Source organism: Pacificoceanicola niger, from assembly GCF_048553275.1.
Classification (GTDB): Bacteria; Pseudomonadota; Alphaproteobacteria; order Rhodobacterales; family Rhodobacteraceae; genus Pacificoceanicola.
The window spans coordinates 47,653-65,006 of sequence record NZ_JBLZMW010000006.1 but is presented as its reverse complement, the minus strand read 5'-3'; the positions used below and the strand labels follow the sequence as shown (position 1 = coordinate 65,006).

Here is a 17,354-nt window from a genome sequence, read left to right as displayed (position 1 = left end):
GCGTGATCAGGCGAAAATACTCTCCGCATATTCAGCAAGATAGATGGCAAGCCACGGCGTATAATGCTCCGGCGTCCTCTGCACACGGTCAAAAAGATCGGCCATATCGACCCAATCGGTTTGCATGACCTCATCGGGGTTGGGTGCGGTCGCGATCCGGCGGGCCACGCGCGACACGAACACATCCACGCGCTCGTGTTCGATCAGCCCATTGCCGACTGCGGCGCGATAGGTCAGACGATCCTTGTGCTCAAGGGTCAGCCCAGTCACCCCCAGCTCCTCGCGCAAACGCCGGGTGGCGCAGTCCCTCGGGTCTTCGCCCCAATCCGGATGCGTGCAGCAGGTGTTCGCCCAAAGTCCGGGCGTGTGGTATTTTCCCATGGCGCGCCGCTGGATCAGGACGTCAGTGCCACACAGCACAAAGACCGAGACCGCCTTGTGCAACAGCCCGCGCCGATGCACGTCCAGTTTCTCGACAGCAACAAGCTCCCCGTCGACCCAAGCCGGGATCAAGGCACTCATGTCCGGGCCGCAGGCACCAGCCGGGTCAGGTGGGCCAGGTTCTTGAGACCGATCTTCAGGTGCGCCATCGGGCGGGCGCGGACGAGCCGCTTGTTCATATAGGCCTCGAACGTCAGCCGCTGGACGTCCACATCATGACACAGGGAGACGAACCTCTCACGCCGCTCATCCGAACGGTAATAGGCCTTCTGCATGGAGCCGAGCACACGAAAGACAGTCTTGTGCTCCCGCATGAAAAGCTGCCGGGCCAGCCGCAAATCACGCACCCGCCCCGAGGCGAGACAGGACGCGGCGGCGGTGGCGGCGGCACGCCCCCCCACCATGGCGTAATAGATACCCTCGCCCGAACTCGGCGCGACAACGCCTGCGGCATCCCCGGCAAGAACCACATCAAGGCCATTGTCCCAGCGATCCAGGGGTTTTAGCGGGATCGGCGCGCCTTCGCGGCGCAGGGTCCGGCACTCCGTCAGGCCGGACGCTGCACGCAGATCGGCGGTGGCCTGCTTCACATCGACCTCGCGCACCATGGAGCCCATGCCGACGCTTGCCGATTTTCCGTGCGGGAAGACCCAGCCATAAAAGTCCGGTGAGATGCGCCCGTCATAAATGACATCGCAGCGCAGAGGGTCATAATCGCCCTGCCCTTCGGGCGCTTCGATGATTTCATGATAGGCAATGACATAGGGAATGTCCGACCCGCCGGGCACCGCGTCACGGGCCACGTTGGACCGCGCTCCATCCGCACCGATGATCAGCTTGGCCCGCACGCTTTTTTCGGCTCCGTCAGTCTTGTCCCGGTACACCACCCAGGGTCCATCGTCGTCGCGCTCAATGCGGCGGTAAGTGCCGGTCAGCCGCGCCGCCCCGGCAGACGCCGCACGCGCCCGCAAGAATTCATCGAAGTCAGCGCGGTCGACCATGCCGACGAAACCGTTCTCGATCGGAATATCCACCTTGCGCCCTGTGGGCGATATCATGCGCGCCGTCGTCACCTTGGCGACGAGCTGCGAGTCAGGGACGTTGAAGTCCTCGATCAAGCGCGGCGGGATCGCGCCGCCGCAAGGCTTGATGCGCCCGGCACGGTCCAGCAACGCAACGCTGTGGCCGGAACGGACAAGATCTTCTGCGGCTGTGGCACCCGCAGGGCCTCCGCCTACGACGATGACATCATACATGGTCATTCTCCCGGAACCATTGGGGCGCTCGCAGGGCTGCGTCGGTCCGCGATGACCTTCTGAGCCAGCAGCGCAGCGGCAAGAAACAGGCCGGCTTCGAAGAGAAAGACCGTGCCAAAAGCGATGGAGTCATCCGTCAGAGCGACACGCATCACATCAACAGCAGCCGCGCCGATCAGGCCGCCGAAGCCCGCCGCGATCGCCTGCGCCGCGCCCCAAAGGCCCATGCGGGTCCCTTCGCGGGCCTCGCGGCCTTCGCCAGCCAAGGCCATCATCGAGCCGATGGCAGCAACCGCAAACATGCCGTTAAAGACCCCAAGCGCAACCACCGCTGGCATCAGGGCCGGTGCAACCGCAAACGCCCCCGCCATCGAAATGGCCACCAGACTGGCCGCAGAGCCGAGGCACCCGGCAATGACCCACGCCCGCAGGCTGCCGACGCGCAGACCCGTGGCGGCAATGCCCACGGTCAGCATGCCAAGGAAGACGCCGCCATTCTGGGCGCCGCTCAACTGCGTCGACTGTCCCGGGGTGAACCCGAAGATCAGCCCGGCATAGGGTTCGAGGATCAGCTCTTGCATGAAATAGGCCGTCATCGACAGAAAGACGAAGACCGTGAAATTGCGCGCTGCGGGTTCGGCCCAGACATCGCGCAGACCTTCAACAAACGTTGGAGCCTCCGAAGCCGGAACGCAGGGTTTGACGCGCCGCTCAATGCTCCAGACGGACACGACGGTCAGGACAACCGCACCAAGCGTGACGACGGCGACGATCCGCAGCAGAAGCGCAGGAGAGTATGGATCCAGAAACGCCCCGACCGTGCCCGCGGTCACGGCAATGCCGAAGATCATCATGAGCCATGTGATCGTCGCGGCAGCGGCACGGCGGCGGGGCTCCGTCGCGGTGGCCAGAAGCGCCAGCAGCGACGTTCCGGACGCCCCAACACCGAGCCCGATCAACGCATAGCTCAGGATCGACAGAACGAGGCCCGTGGCAAAACTGGTGGCGAAGAGCACGACGCCAATGGACGCGCCGAACGCGCCGAGGCCAAGGCATGCCATTCCGCCGATGATCCAGCGCGTCCGGTGACCGCCGGTATCGGACAGAAACCCCCAATTGGGCCGGGTTATCTGAATGCCGTAATGCAGCGCGACCAAAAGACCTGGCAAAACAGCAGGCAGGGCCATTTCGACGACCATCAACCGGTTCAGGGTAGAGGTGGTCAGAACGACGATGGCCCCGAGCGCCATCTGTACCAGCCCCAGCCGGACGATCGAAACCCAACTCAAACTCACAGGACATCTCCCATCAATCGCAGCGCGAAGGCAGCGATCATCATGCCGCTGACGTACATCAAAACGCCCGTACCGTTGTACCAGGGCGCGCGCCCCTTGGGATCCGACAGCAAAACGCGCATGGCCCAGATTTGCCCAAGCAACAGCGCCGAAATCGCCAAGGCAAACAACGGCGCGCCCCAGTAAGCGAGCAATGCAATCACAACCAACTGGGGCAACACCATCACGAGGCAGGCGACCCTTGCCGCCCGCTCGGGGCCGAGCGTCACCGGCAAGGAGTTCACGCCCATCTGGCGATCCCCTTCCAATGCCTTGAAATCATTTAATGTCATTATGCCATGCGCACCGAAGGCATAAAGCCCCGCAAGAAGGACCACAGGGACCGAAGGCGCCCCGGCGGACAGCACCGCCGCCCCCGTGAACCAGGGGAGCCCCTCGTAGCACAGCCCGACCAACCCCGGCCCCCAGACCCCGGATCGCTTCAGCCGGATCGGCTCCGCCGAATAGGCCCACGCGGCCAGCACTCCAAAGACGGTCGCGCCAAATCCCCAAGCGCCAAGAAACGAGCCAACCCAAAGCGACAGCGCGGTCATCATGAGGGCGATCCACAACCCCCACCGGCCCGGAATGCGGCCGGAGGGTATCGGCCGATCCGGCTCGTTGATGGCGTCAACATGCCTGTCGCACCAGTCATTCGCCGCCTGGCTCATGCCACATACGATGGGACCGGCCAACAGCATGCCCAGCATGACCTGAAACGGCGCTGACGAAAACGGCACCCCGGAGGACACCGCACCGCAGAGATAAGCCCAGATCGGCGGGAACCACGTTATGGGTTTGATCAGCGTCAGAACGGCGCGTGGACTTGGCATGCGACGCACGGCGTGTAAGTCATGTGTTACACTCATAGTGTAAACTAAACTATACAAACGGAGTCGAGGAAAGGGTTTTCTGACGTTTGGCGAAATTAGCCGGTCAGATCATTCCTGCGCGTCGCTGTTGAGCATATCGTATTTGCGCAGCTTCACGTACAGGCTCTGACGGGACAGACCGAGCATTTCAGCCGCGGCGACGCGGTTGTTCTTGGTCATCTGCAAGGCAGTCGTTATGCAAATCCGCTCGATGACGTCGGAGGTCGCGGTAACTAACTCTTTCAGAGAGGCCGTGCCCACAAGATCCATGACGTTTTGCAGCGCATGCTCGCTAACCACCGCCTGCGGAAGATCATCAACCGGGCGGGCTGTCTGACTGACATCGCGAATGATCATCCCAAAGCCCGCGTCGGCGCCCACACCCAGCAGTGAAATGGACAATTCGACCGAGGCGCGCGTTCCGACGGAGCTCTTGAACTGCGTGGAATAGCTGCGAATGCGGCCTTCGCGCAATGCCCCTTCAAGCAGGAGCTGCGCATCCACCTCGCCCCGTACCAGGTACTTGGCGAAATGCTTGCCCTTCACGTCCCGAAGCTGGGCCGCGTCGGCGAGCACGAGGAAGGATTCGTTGGCGTCCCGGATGATGCCTTTTGCATCGACCAGAACGATTGCATCCGGAGAAGATGTGAACAGCGCCGTCAACAGGCCAGCGATTTCGGTGCCGCCCGTGTCATCCTGACCGACCTGCGCGAGATGGCACAGCATGCACAACTCGCCTGCCGCCCGGAAATACTCCGGAAAGACTTCGACCTGCACCCCGTTGCGGCGCGCAACGGCCTGAATGCTCCGCCGATCTTCAGAGGCGCTGACGTTCTGCAGGGCCTCCATCAACTCACCCCGTCGCAAGCCCTGAAATGCCTGGTTAAAGGTGCTGCCGGGCAAGGTGTCGAGCTTGGCACCCAACAGCGTGGCCGCGGCACTGTTGATGTCACGAATTCGGCCGGTTTCCGGCTCGACCACGACCAGGGGCGTTGCGGACGCCTCCAACACCACGCGATAGAAGGTTTCAGCGCCGCGAATTTTCTGCAGGTCGCGCTCGCGAGCCAGCTGCTCGTTGACGAGACGCTGCTGGACCTCGGCGATCGGCTGCAGGTCGCGACCGAGCATCAAGATGGCGTTGCTGTTTTTGATCAGCATCGAAGAGTACCGGACGGGGAACTCCCAGGCGGCATTGTCACAATGGTTCAACTCGATCGGGCCAGTTAAATCGGCCGCGCCGCTCCTGATCTCGGCAACGCGTTCGGCGAATTTGGCCTTGCTTTCGATGTTGAGGAAGTTGCTGAAAGGCCGTCCGACCCAATGATCCAGACATCCAAGCGACGGACTTTCCGGGCTGACGAAAATTCCCGAAACGATCCCGGCCTGATCAATATAGACCGCAATGTCCGTAGCGGACTGGATCAAAAGACCTATCTCTGCGCTCTCAGGCAATTCTCCAGCATAGCTGAATTCAAGAGACGGATCCTGTTTCGTCACACTTCCACCTCGGGCGTTTCAAAGCTCCCGTCAAACCACTGAGTCAAACGAAAGAGGCTCACTGACACTTGCCAGGCCGCAACGTTCTATGGCTTCACGAACAGATCGGACTGCAAAGTCCGCACCGGTACGCTCTTCGACATCGTCTTTGTCCAAAACATAGCGCCCACCAATAACAATGGGCGGGCAGTGGTCCATAGCGGAGCGCAGGAAATTTATCAACTCCTCCACGCCCGCAATAGACTTTTGGGTAGCAAGCGACATCCCGAGCATCGAGAAGCAGCCCTCTTCAATCACGCGAACAAGTTCATGCGGCTTCAGGCGGATCGCCATGCGCACCCAGATTCCGTGACGCCTGAATTGGTCGGCGGCGACAAATGCGCCGAGAGTATGGTCTTCGCTCTCGGGCAGGATCATCAACATTGACTGCCCAAGCGGAACAGTCCGGTCGAGCCACTTGCCCTGGGGCGGTTGGTGCTCATTCTGGAACAAAGCCTGCAGACGGCTTGCCCCGACGGTGACCTGAACGAAACTCGCCCGATCCTGAATCCAAAGCTCCCCGATCCGCTGAGCGACAGCGGGGACGTAAATCTGCAACACCTGCTCGGTCGTCACGCCTGTGGCGATCAGGGACGATATGACGTTGCGATGGCTCGTCTCCGAGTCCGACATGATTTCGGTGCAAAGACGATCAACCCATTCCTCGCGCGAGCGGGGAACGGAAGCCTGCTTTTTCGTGGCGACGGACTGCAAGGCCGCCTCTACCAAAAATCGAATAGCGGTGTCACGCTTCCCCTGCAGTTCGAGCCTCCCTGAAACGCAATTCATGAACGCCTCCTCCCGACGTTGGTGCTCAAGATAGCCTCTCCAAGCGAGTCTCGCACCTATTTTGTCGCTTCAATCTGCGCGTGCACAGCCGAGCTGTCAATTTTTATTGACATAAAATCCGTCGGCACGCGTCTCGATACGCCCACATGCCGATGGAATCGCTCAAATAAATTATTGTAAAATTTTGAATTCCGCAGAGCGGTCCGATTTCGGGATGTAAATAAGTTATGACGCTGCGGCCGACACTGGAGTGTAAGTTTTAATTGACACTTTGCCGAGTCGGCACGTAGCATCGTTCGTGAAATGACCCTGAAGGTAGGGGAAGATGCTGTCACAGACTCACCAGAAATCCGCTCGGACGTTGCTCTACACCAAAGAGCAACGCGCCCGCCGGGATGCCAGCATCTGGACGCTGGTTCAGGGCCTTCTTGCCCCGCTGCAATTCCTTGTCTTCCTGATCTCGCTGGCGCTGGTTCTGCGCTTTTTGCTGACCGGGCTCGGATACGAAGCAGCGACCCTCTCCATCCTGATCAAGACCGGATGCCTCTATCTCATCATGATCACCGGGGCGATCTGGGAAAAAGTGGTTTTCGGCCAATACCTTTTCGCAGCATCCTTCTTTTGGGAAGACGTCTTCAGTTTTGTCGTCATCGCCCTGCACACGGCCTATGTCTGGGCGCTTTTCACCGGCAGCCTGACACCCGATGCGCTGATGGTTCTGGCGCTGGCTGCCTACGGCACCTACGTCATCAACGCAGGCCAGTTTCTGCTGAAACTGCGCGCGGCGCGGCTGCAGGCGGGAGGGCTGGCATGACCCATCTTGATCGCCCCCCGCAAGCCGCCGGATGCCGGGATGTGCCGGTGCTCAAGCAGCGCGGCCAACACGAGGTTTTTTGCGGGCTGACGGGAATCATCTGGCTGCACCGGAAAATTCAGGACGCGTTTTTTCTGGTCGTGGGCAGCCGGACCTGTGCGCATCTGCTCCAAAGCGCCGCCGGTGTCATGATTTTCGCCGAGCCGAGGTTCGGCACGGCGATTCTCGAAGAAACCGATCTGGCGGGTCTCGCCGACGCGCAGGCCGAGCTTGAGCGAGAGGTTGATCGCCTTCTGTCGCGCCGCAGTGACATCCGCCAGCTGTTCCTTGTGGGCAGCTGCCCCTCGGAAGTGATCAAGCTGGATCTTGCCCGTGCCGCCGAACGCCTCTCGGCCAAACACGCGCCCAAGGTTCGGGTGTTGAACTATTCCGGCTCCGGGATCGAAACCACATTCACCGAAGGCGAAGATGCCTGCCTTGCCGCCATGGTCCCGGCTCTGCCCGAGACCGACAAACGGCAACTTGTCCTTGTCGGCGCCCTGCCCGACGTGGTCGAGGACCAGGCGCTGGACCTTCTCGAGAAGCTGGGGATCGAAGACATCGCCGTTTTGCCCGCCCGCCACGCCGACAGCGGCCTTGGAATCGGTCCGAACACGGTCTTCGCCCTGACACAGCCGTTCCTGGGAGGCACCCATGCCGCCCTTGAACGGCGCGGGGCGCGGCACATTCCCGCGCCATTCCCGTTTGGCGAAGAGGGCACCACCGCGTGGCTTTTTGCTGTGGCGCGGGAGTTCGGCGTTGATCAGGCGCGTTTCGACGCCGTGACCACCGCGCCCCGCGCCCGCGCCAAAAAGGCCGTGGCACAGGCGGCCGAAAGGCTGTCGGGCAAGTCGATCTTCTTCTTCCCCGACAGTCAGCTTGAGATCCCGCTGGCGCGGTTCCTGACCCGGGAATGCGGGATGCAGGCCATCGAGGTTGGCGCCCCCTACATCCACAAGGCCCTTGTCGGACCCGACATGGACCTGCTGGGCCAGGGCCCGACCATTGCCGAAGGGCAGGACGTTGAACTGCAACTGGATCGCTGCCGCGCCGCCCGGCCCGATCTGACGGTATGCGGGCTTGGCCTTGCCAATCCTCTCGAAGCCGAGGGTCTGACGACCAAATGGGCGATCGAACTGGTCTTTACCCCGGTGCATTTTTACGAACAGGCGGGCGATCTGGCCGGACTGTTCTCGCGCCCTCTGCACCGCCGCGCGGCCCTTCGGGTGGAGGCTGCGGAATGAAGCTGTCGGTCTGGACATACGAAGGCCCGCCGCATGTCGGCGCCCTGCGCGTCGCCACCGCGATGAAGGGGCTGCACTATGTTTTGCACGCGCCGCAGGGGGACACCTACGCCGACCTGCTGTTCACAATGATCGAGCGGCGCAATCATCGCCCCCCTGTCACCTACACGACCTTTCAGGCGCGCGATCTTGGCTCTGACACCGCAATGCTGTTCAAGAACGCCTGCCAGGCCGCCTATGACCGGTTTCAGCCGCAAGCGATGATCGTCGGCGCATCCTGCACCGCCGAGCTGATCCAGGACGATCCCGGCGGCATGGCCGAAACCATGGGCCTGCCCTGCCCCGTCATAGCGCTGGACCTGCCCAGTTATCAGCGCAAGGAAAACTTCGGCGCGGATGAGACTCTGTTTCAGATTGTACGCACCTTGGCCAAGCCGATGGACCGCACAGCGCAGATCACCTGCAACCTGATCGGGGCAACCGCGCTTGGCTTTCGGCATCGCGACGACATCACCGAACTGACCGCGCTGTTGGGCGATATGGGGATCAGCGTGAACGTTTGCGCCCCCTTTGGGGCCACGCCGGAGGATGTCACCCGGCTGGGCGCGGCGCATTTCAACGTTCTGATGTACCCCGAAACCGGCGAGGCTGCCTGCCGCTGGATGGAGCGGGAACTCAACCTGCCCTATACCAAGGTCGTGCCCATCGGCGTCGGCGCAACCCGCGATTTCATCGCCGAGGTCGCCGCGTTGACCGGCTGTGCGCCGCATCTGGACACCGACCGCCTGCGCCTGCCGTGGTATTCAGCCAGCGTCGACAGCACCTATCTGACCGGAAAGCGCGTCTTTATCTTTGGCGACGGCACGCATGTCGCCACCGCCGCCCGGATTGCCCGCGACGAGATGGGCTTCGAGGTTGCCGGCCTTGGTTGTTACAACCGCGAACAGGCGCGCATGATCCGCACCCTCGCCAAGGAGTACGGCGTCGAGGCGCTGATCACCGACGATTATCTCGATGTCGAGGCCCGCATCGAAGAACTGGCCCCGGAAATGATCCTTGGCACCCAGATGGAGCGCCATATCGGCAAGCGTCTGGGTATTCCCTGCGCCGTCATTTCGGCTCCGGTGCATGTGCAGGACTTCCCGGCGCGCTATTCGCCGCAGATGGGGATCGAAGGCGCGAACGTGATCTTCGACACCTGGGTGCATCCGCTGGTCATGGGTCTCGAAGAGCACCTTCTGACCATGTTCCGCGACGATTTCGAATTTCACGATGCCGCCGGGGCCAGCCATCACGGTGGCAAAGCGGCCCCCGCGCCGACCGAAGCCCCGGCGCCCGCCCAGCCGCAAAGCGCCGAGATCATCTGGCTCGACGATGCGGAGCGGGAATTGAAGAAAGTCCCCTTCTTCGTGCGCGGCAAGGCGCGGCGCAACACCGAAACCTTCGCAGCCCAGAAGGGGCTGAACCAGATCGGCATCGAAACCCTCTACGAGGCAAAGGCCCATTATGCGCGATGAAGCCTTCATATCGGCCGCTGGTCCCAGCTATCGCGTAGTGATCCTGACGCTCGATTCGCATGCCGCCGGTCCCTGCACCCGCGCCGCCGAGCGCCTTTTGCTCGACTTTCCCGGTCTGAGCATCCGCGTTCATGCCGCCGCGGAATGGGGCGAAAGCCCCGAGGCGTTGGCCCGGGCCAAGGCGGATATCGCAACCGGCGACATCATCCTGACCACGCTGCTGTTCCTCGAAGAGCACATCAACGCCATCCTCCCCGACCTCAAGGCCCGCCGCGAAAGCTGTGATGCCATGGCCGGGATCATTGCCGATACGCAGATCGTCAAGCTGACCCGAATGGGCACGCTGGACATGCTCGCGCCCGACTCCCGTCTGTCAAAGCTGATGAAGAAACTGCGCGGCGGTGGCGGAACCGGCAAGACCGGCGCACAGGACGGCGCCAAGAAAATGCGGATGCTGCGGCGTTTGCCCCGCATCCTTCGGCTGATCCCTGGCAAGGCGCAGGACCTGCGCGCCTGGTTCCTGACGATGCAATACTGGCTCGGCGCTTCGGACGATAATATCGAGGCTTTGGTTCGTTTCTTAATCTCGCGCTACTGCCGTCACGAGGCATGGCGCGGCGCCACGGCCCCGGCGCCTTTGGAATACCCGGATACCGGGCTGTATCACCCAGACTTGCCGTCCCGCATCACCACCAACGCCGCTGATTTGCCCAAGCCCGTTGGGGCCAAGGCCACCGTTGGTCTCCTGATGATGCGCAGCTATGTGCTGTCAGGTGATACGGCGCATTACGATGGTGTGATCCGGGCGCTTGAGATGCGCGGCCTGCGCGTGCTGCCCGCCTTTGCCGGTGGTCTGGATGCGCGCCCTGCGATTGAAGGGTTCTTTCACGGGGCCGAGGGCGCGAAGATCGACGCGCTGCTCTCGCTGACCGGGTTTTCGCTGGTCGGCGGGCCCGCCTACAATGACAATGCTTCGGCCATCGAATGGTTGCAGACCCTCGACGTGCCCTATGTCGCGGCGCATCCGCTGGAGTTCCAGACGCTCGGCCAATGGGCGTCCTCGGCGCAGGGTCTTGGCCCGATCGAGACGACCATGTTGATCGCGCTGCCGGAGCTGGACGGCGCGACCAACCCCACGGTTTTTGCGGGCCGCCATGGCGAAGACGGGTGCCACGGGTGCGCGCATGGCTGTGCTGCTGTCTCCACCGTCAAAGCCATGGCCCCCTGCCCCGAGCGCATCGAAAAGCTGGCGCTTAGACTGGAGCGCCTTGCATCGCTGCGCCGCTCGCAGGTCCATGAGCGCAAGCTGGGCATCGTGCTCTTCGGCTTCCCGCCCAATGCGGGCGCGGCGGGCACGGCGGCCTATCTCGACGTCTTTCAATCGCTTTTCAATACGCTGCACGCGCTGGCCGCGCGCGGCTATGACCTGACCCCGCCGACCAGTGTCGAGGCCCTGCGCGCCACCGTTCTGGAAGGCAGCGCCCAGCAATATGGCCAAGAGGCCAATGTCGCCGCCCACGTCAGCGCCGACCAGATCGTCACCGGCACCCCATGGCTGAGTGAGATCGAAGCGCAATGGGGCGCGGCGCCGGGCAAGATTCAAAGCGACGGGCGCGGCGTCTTCATCCTTGGCGCGCAATTCGGTAAGGTCTTTGTCGGGCTGCAGCCGACCTTCGGCTATGAGGGCGACCCGATGCGCCTACTGTTCGAGGGCGGCTTTGCCCCGACCCATGCCTTCACGCAGTTCTACCTTTGGCTCAAGAACAGTTTTCAGGCCGATGTCTTGCTGCATTTCGGCATGCATGGCGCGCTGGAGTTCATGCCCGGAAAACAGGCCGGGCCAGGGTCTGATTGCTGGCCGGACCGGTTGATCGGCGACATGCCGAATGTCTATCTCTACGCCTCGAACAACCCCTCCGAAGCGACCTTGGCCAAGCGCCGGTCCGGTGCTGTGACCATCACCCACCTGACGCCGCCTTTGGCCTCGGCTGGCCTCTATAAGGGTTTGGCTGAGATCAAGGACAGCCTTGGACGCTGGCGCAAGAGCGCCCCGGACGCCGCCGAGCGCGCGGAACTGGCCCTCTTGATCGCCGAACAGGCTGACGCGGTGGACATGAACGGGGCAGACCCCGAAGCGCTGTGGCTGCGGCTTCTGGAAACCGAAGATGCGCTGATCCCCGAAGGCCTGCATGTGGTTGGGCGCCCTCTGTCCGAAGATGCCCGGCAGGCCTATCTGTCGCTGCTGCCCGATGGCACGGATCGCGCCCGGATCGACGCGCTGCTGCAACGCGAGAGTGAATTGCCCGCGCTTATGAACGCGCTTGACGGGCGGTTTACCCCGCCGGTGGCCGGCGGCGATCTGATCCGCTCGCCCAGCGTGCTGCCGACGGGGCGCAATATCCACGCCTTTGATCCCTTTGCGATGCCAAGCGAATTTGCCTGCCGCGAAGGCGCGAAACAGGCGCAGCTTTTGCTGGACACGCATCAGAGCATCCCGCGGTCTGTGGCCGTCGTGCTTTGGGGGTCGGACAACATCAAATCGGATGGCGAACCGCTTGCGCAAGCATTGGCGCTGATGGGGGCCAAACCCCGCTTTGACAGCTTTGGCAGGCTCTGCGGTGCGGATCTGATCCCGCTAGCCGCGCTTGGCCGCCCGCGCATCGATGTGATCATGACGCTCTCGGGCATTTTCCGCGATCTGCTGCCGCTACAAACCCGGCTGCTGGCCGAAGCGGCACTCAAGGCTGCCGAGGCGGACGAACCGCTTGAGCAGAACTTCATCCGCGCCCACGCGCTTGCCTGCATTCAGGACACCGGCTGCACCATGGCGGATGCTGCGCTGCGGGTCTTTTCCAATGCAGAAGGAGCCTATGGCTCGAACGTCAACCATCTGGTGGACAGCTCGGCCTTTGGCGAAGAAGACGAGCTGGCCGATGCATATGAGGCGCGCAAAAGCTTTGGCTATGGCACCGATGGCAAGGCGCAGAAAACCCCGGCCTTGCTGCAACGCGCGCTCAAGACCGTCGATCTGGCTTATCAGAACCTTGAATCCGTCGAGCTGGGCGTGACGACGGTGGACCACTATTTCGACACGCTGGGCGGGATCTCCCGCGCGGTCAAACGTGCGCGCGGCGGTCAGGATGCAGCGGTCTATATCTCCGACACCACGCGCGGCACCGGTAAGGTGCGCACCCTGTCCGATCAGGTCGCGCTGGAAACCCGCTCGCGCGCGCTGAACCCGAAGTTCCACGAGGCCTTGCTCAAGCATGGCGCCGAGGGCGTGCGTCAGATCGAAAGCGCGCTGACCAACACCATGGGGTGGTCCGCCACCACCGGTCAGGTCGAGCCGTGGGTCTATCAGCGCATGTCCGAGACCTTTGTTCTGGACGAGGCCATGCGCCAGCGGCTTGCCGAGCTGAACCCGGCGGCCTCCTCACGGATGGCAAACCGGCTGCTCGAAGCGCACGACCGCGCCTATTGGCAGACCAGCGAAGAAACTCTGGCGGCGCTGCGTGATGCGGCGGACGCCCTCGAAGACAGACTGGAAGGGGTGGCAGCGGAATGATGGGTCGCTGCGCATATCGCCTCTTCGGGCCGGGGTTTCGCCCTGACGTCCGGAATAGTCTCTTCCCACCGACACCAAGAGTTCCGGCGAAAGCCGATTGGAGGACCACATGAGCCCGCGCGACGACATCCCCGATCTTCGGGGGCAGGACGGCGAAGGATCGGTTCAGGTCCATCAGGACCCCACCGCCAAGATCGAAGGGGCCAAGGTCTTTTCCGTATACGGCAAGGGCGGGATTGGGAAATCGACCACCAGCTCCAACCTGTCAGCCGCATTTGCCAAGATGGGCAAACGGGTTTTGCAGATCGGCTGCGATCCCAAGCATGACAGCACCTTTACCCTCACCGGACGCCTGCAACCCACGGTGATCGACATCCTCAAGGAGGTGGATTTCCACCCCGAGGAGCTGCGCCCCGAAGACTTCGTGACCACGGGCTGGGGCGGTGTGAAATGCGTCGAGGCTGGTGGTCCGCCCGCCGGCACCGGTTGCGGCGGTTATGTCGTGGGGCAGACCGTCAAACTGCTCAAGCAGCACCACATGCTGGAAGACACCGACGTGGTGATCTTTGACGTGCTTGGCGATGTGGTCTGCGGCGGTTTTGCGGCGCCCTTGCAGCATGCGGACCGCGCGGTGATCGTCACGGCCAACGACTTTGACAGCATCTATGCGATGAACCGCATCATTGCCGCCGTGCAGGCCAAATCAGTCAATTACAAGGTGCGCCTTGCGGGCTGTATCGCCAACCGCTCGCGCGAGACGAACGAGGTGGATCGCTACTGCGAGCGCGTTGGTTTCAACCGCATCGCGCATATGCCCGACATCGACGCCATCCGCCGCTCGCGGCTCAAGAAAAAAACGCTGTTCGAAATGGACGACGAAGAGGACATCGTCGCCTGTCGCGCCGAATACATCCGTTTGGCCGAAACGCTGTGGCGTGGCACCGACCCGTTGGCGCCCGCCCCGATGGAAGATCGCGACATCTTTGAAATGCTGGGGTTCGATTGATGAGCTACGAGCAGACACGCAGCCGGGTTGAAACCTATTTCGACAAGACGGCGACCCACACCTGGGAACGTCTGACCAGCGACGCCCCGGTCAGCCGGATTCGTGCCACTGTCCGGCGCGGACGGGATGAGATGCGCACACATATGCTCTCGCGCCTGCCCAAGGACCTGTGCGGCGCCCGCATTCTGGATGCCGGATGCGGCGCAGGTCAGATGACCGAGGCCTTGGCCGCGCGCGGAGCGCAGATTGTTGCGGTGGACATCTCTCCGTCCCTGATCGACATCGCGCAAAAACGGTTGCCTTTGGATTTGCACGGGCGCGTTCAGTTTCTGTCCGCCGATATGCTGTCACGCGACCTGGGCCAGTTCGACCATGTGATCGCCATGGACAGCCTGATCTACTATGCGCAAAGCGATCTGATCCGGGCGCTTGACGGTCTGGGACGCCGCACCTCCGGCAAGGTGGTCTTTACCGTCGCGCCGCGCACACCGCTCCTGATGGCGATGTGGCGCATGGGCCAGTTTTTCCCCCGGTCCGACCGGTCCCCGACCATGGTTCCACACGCCCCGGATGCGCTCGGTCATGCCCATTCCAAGGCCGATGCCCCCGGTCGTCTGATCCCCCTGAACCGCATCAACGTCGGGTTTTACATTTCTCAGGCGATGGAGCTTGCCGCATGATCCTGCGCCCCGCCCACCTCAAGCTTTTGACAACGCGGCTGTTGCCGTTTGCCGATGCGGCCAGCGAAGGCTTGCCCATGGGACAGCTTTTCCGGCTGTCGTTGTTTCAGGTTTCGGTGGGCATGGCCTCTGTCATGCTGCTTGGCACGCTGAACCGCGTGATGATCGTCGAGCTGTCCGTTGCCGCGACCATCGTCGCGGTGATGATCGCGCTGCCGGTGCTGATCGCGCCGTTCCGCACCCTGCTGGGTTTCCGCTCGGACACGCACCGCAGCGCAATTGGCTGGAAGCGCATCCCCTATCTCTGGTTCGGCTCGCTTTGGCAGATGGGCGGGCTGGCGGTCATGCCCTTCGCGCTCTTGGTTCTGTCGGGTGACACCGTTCACCATGTCCCCTTTGCCGGGGAAGTGCTGGCCGCGCTGGCCTTCCTGATGACCGGCCTCGGGCTGCATATGACGCAGACCGCCGGGTTGGCATTGGCGACCGATCGTGCAACCGATGAAACGCGCCCGCGCGTCGTCGCCCTGCTCTACGTGATGTTTCTGGTGGGCATGGGCCTGTCGTCGCTCGTCATCGGCTGGCTGTTGCGGGATTTCACGCCGCTGACGCTCGTGCGCGTGGTCCAGGGTGCCGCGGTTGTCGGCATCGTTCTGAACATGATCGCGCTTTGGAAGCAGGAAAAGGTCCGCCCGATGAGCGCCGAAGAACGCGCCGCGCCGCGCCCACGCTTCCGCGACGCCTGGAACGATCTGATCGCGGGTGGTCAGGCCGGGCGGCTTCTGGCCGTGGTTTTCATCGGCACAATCGGTTTCAACATGCAGGACGTGCTTCTGGAGCCTTACGGCGGTGAAATCCTCGGGTTGTCCGTGTCATCCACCACGCTTCTGACAGCGGTCTGGGCGGTCGGCGCGCTGGCGGGCTTTACCCTGGCCGGGCGCATGCTGGCCAAGGGCAGCAATGCCATGCGGCTGGCGGCGATGGGGCTTTTGTCCGGTATTGTTGCCTTTTCCGTCGTGGTGTTTTCCGCACCCATGGGATCGCCGCTGATGTTCTTTGCCGGGGCCACCCTGATCGGGTTTGGCGGCGGACTGTTTGCGGTGTCGACCCTGACGGCCGCGATGACCATGCCGGTCAAGGGGCTTGCCGGTCACGGCCTCGCGCTTGGCGCATGGGGCGCGGCGCAGGCGACCGGGGCGGGCCTGGCCATCGCCCTCGGTGGCGGCTTGCGCGACTGGATCGGGTCAATGGCCCTCTCTGGACAGCTTGGCGAAGCGCTGAACTCGCCTGCGACCGGCTATTCCTTTGTCTATCACATCGAGATCGGGCTGCTGTTTCTCACCCTCGCGGCGCTTGGCCCGCTGGTGCGTTTCGTCCGCCCCGCCACCACCCAACGAGAGGCGGCCCGTATCGGCCTGGCCGACTTCCCGACATGACTTTGCCGCGCTTTTTGAAAGGAAAGTGACATGACTGAACCGTTTTTCGGAAATTTCGATCTGGCGAGCCTGAGCCTTTGGCTGTTCTGGGTCTTCTTTGCGCTGCTGATTTTCTACATCCAGCGCGAGAACATGCGCGAGGGCTATCCGCTTGAGGATGACGATGGGAAGCCATCTGCCAATCAGGGCATGTTCCCCGTCCCCTCGGACAAGACCTTCAAACTGCCGCATGGCCGCGGCGACGTCACTGTGCCCTCCGGACAGAAGGCGGAACGCGCAAACCTGCCGCTTGAAAAGACCGCTGCCGGCAATGGCTTTCCGTTCGAGCCGACGGGCGATCCGATGGCGGATGGCGTTGGCCCGGCCTCCTGGGCACCGCGCCGCGATGTGCCGGAGCTTGATGGCCATGGCCATCCCAAGATCGTCCCGATGAGCGCCAAGGACGGCTTCCACGTCGCCTCGGGCCGTGATCCGCGCGGATTGCCGGTCAAGGCAGGCGATGGCGAGATCGTCGGCACGATCAGCGACATGTGGATCGACGAGCCAGAGCAACTGGTGCGGTATCTTGAGGTTACTCTGAAAGACGGCGGCGGCAAACGCCTGATCCCGATGACCGTCGCGCGGATCTGGAAAAGCCACGTCAAGGTTCGCCTGATTTTTGGCAAGCATTTCCCCGGCGTGCCGAAACATGCCTCGCCGCGTCAGGTTACCCTGCTCGAAGAAGACAAGATCATGGGATATTACGGGGGCGGTACGCTCTATGCCAGCGAGGCGCGGCAAGCGCCGGTGCTGGGCTGATCCCGATTTGACCCGGACCAAGGAGCGCCA

Annotated in this window: 14 protein-coding genes; 8 read left to right on the top strand and 6 right to left on the bottom strand. The window is 62.7% G+C overall.

The features are described from left to right. Window positions 1-6 precede the first annotated feature (6 nt). The 6 genes from idi to ACN2XU_RS09800 all read right to left on the bottom strand — a co-directional run bounded on the left by idi (window position 7) and on the right by ACN2XU_RS09800 (window position 6,228). Window positions 7-522, bottom strand: a complete 516-nt coding sequence (gene idi / locus ACN2XU_RS09825; RefSeq protein ID WP_419410257.1) for an isopentenyl-diphosphate Delta-isomerase — start codon at window positions 520-522, stop codon at window positions 7-9. Next, window positions 519-1,697, bottom strand: a complete 1,179-nt coding sequence (locus ACN2XU_RS09820; protein WP_419410256.1) for a geranylgeranyl diphosphate reductase — start codon at window positions 1,695-1,697, stop codon at window positions 519-521. Before ACN2XU_RS09820 ends, idi begins: the two co-directional genes overlap by 4 nt. Before the next feature lie 2 nt (window positions 1,698-1,699). Beyond that, window positions 1,700-2,992 carry a BCD family MFS transporter gene (locus tag ACN2XU_RS09815; RefSeq protein ID WP_419410255.1) on the bottom strand — a complete coding sequence of 431 codons (1,293 nt, stop codon included), beginning with the start codon at window positions 2,990-2,992 and terminating at the stop codon, window positions 1,700-1,702. Further along, window positions 2,989-3,900 carry a chlorophyll synthase ChlG gene (gene chlG / locus ACN2XU_RS09810; RefSeq protein WP_419410254.1) on the bottom strand — a complete coding sequence of 304 codons (912 nt, stop codon included), beginning with the start codon at window positions 3,898-3,900 and terminating at the stop codon, window positions 2,989-2,991. The genes ACN2XU_RS09815 and chlG overlap by 4 nt, the downstream gene beginning before the upstream one ends. A gap of 72 nt (window positions 3,901-3,972) precedes the next feature. Then, a complete protein-coding gene (ppsR, locus tag ACN2XU_RS09805) occupies window positions 3,973-5,400 on the bottom strand; it encodes a transcriptional regulator PpsR (protein ID WP_419410253.1) in 1,428 nt (475 codons plus the stop codon). Between the two features lie 30 nt (window positions 5,401-5,430). Next, window positions 5,431-6,228 carry a cobalamin B12-binding domain-containing protein gene (locus ACN2XU_RS09800; protein ID WP_419410252.1) on the bottom strand — a complete coding sequence of 266 codons (798 nt, stop codon included), beginning with the start codon at window positions 6,226-6,228 and terminating at the stop codon, window positions 5,431-5,433. Window positions 6,229-6,553: 325 nt separating this feature from the next. On the opposite strand from ACN2XU_RS09800, the gene bchF reads away from it, so the two are divergent. From bchF to puhA, 8 genes are all read left to right on the top strand, one after another. After that, window positions 6,554-7,042 carry a 2-vinyl bacteriochlorophyllide hydratase gene (gene bchF, locus ACN2XU_RS09795; protein ID WP_419410251.1) on the top strand — a complete coding sequence of 163 codons (489 nt, stop codon included), beginning with the start codon at window positions 6,554-6,556 and terminating at the stop codon, window positions 7,040-7,042. After that, window positions 7,039-8,325, top strand: a complete 1,287-nt coding sequence (locus ACN2XU_RS09790; protein WP_419410250.1) for a ferredoxin:protochlorophyllide reductase (ATP-dependent) subunit N — start codon at window positions 7,039-7,041, stop codon at window positions 8,323-8,325. The genes bchF and ACN2XU_RS09790 overlap by 4 nt, the downstream gene beginning before the upstream one ends. Then, window positions 8,322-9,842, top strand: coding sequence for a ferredoxin:protochlorophyllide reductase (ATP-dependent) subunit B (gene bchB / locus ACN2XU_RS09785; RefSeq protein ID WP_419410249.1), 1,521 nt, complete (start codon window positions 8,322-8,324; stop codon window positions 9,840-9,842). The genes ACN2XU_RS09790 and bchB overlap by 4 nt, the downstream gene beginning before the upstream one ends. Further along, window positions 9,832-13,407: a magnesium chelatase subunit H gene (locus ACN2XU_RS09780; protein WP_419410248.1), complete on the top strand. Its 3,576-nt coding sequence runs from the start codon at window positions 9,832-9,834 to the stop codon at window positions 13,405-13,407. Before bchB ends, ACN2XU_RS09780 begins: the two co-directional genes overlap by 11 nt. 109 nt (window positions 13,408-13,516) lie before the next feature. Beyond that, the gene (gene bchL, locus ACN2XU_RS09775) at window positions 13,517-14,413 is read left to right on the top strand and encodes a ferredoxin:protochlorophyllide reductase (ATP-dependent) iron-sulfur ATP-binding protein (protein ID WP_419410247.1); all 897 of its coding nucleotides are present in this window, start codon (window positions 13,517-13,519) and stop codon (window positions 14,411-14,413) included. Next, window positions 14,413-15,093 carry a magnesium protoporphyrin IX methyltransferase gene (gene bchM / locus ACN2XU_RS09770; protein WP_419410246.1) on the top strand — a complete coding sequence of 227 codons (681 nt, stop codon included), beginning with the start codon at window positions 14,413-14,415 and terminating at the stop codon, window positions 15,091-15,093. The genes bchL and bchM overlap by 1 nt, the downstream gene beginning before the upstream one ends. Beyond that, window positions 15,090-16,526 (top strand): PucC family protein, encoded by a 1,437-nt coding sequence (locus ACN2XU_RS09765; RefSeq protein ID WP_419410245.1) that lies wholly within the window; start codon window positions 15,090-15,092, stop codon window positions 16,524-16,526. The genes bchM and ACN2XU_RS09765 overlap by 4 nt, the downstream gene beginning before the upstream one ends. Before the next feature lie 30 nt (window positions 16,527-16,556). After that, window positions 16,557-17,324 carry a photosynthetic reaction center subunit H gene (puhA, locus tag ACN2XU_RS09760; protein ID WP_419410244.1) on the top strand — a complete coding sequence of 256 codons (768 nt, stop codon included), beginning with the start codon at window positions 16,557-16,559 and terminating at the stop codon, window positions 17,322-17,324. The last annotated feature ends 30 nt before the right edge of the window (window positions 17,325-17,354 follow it).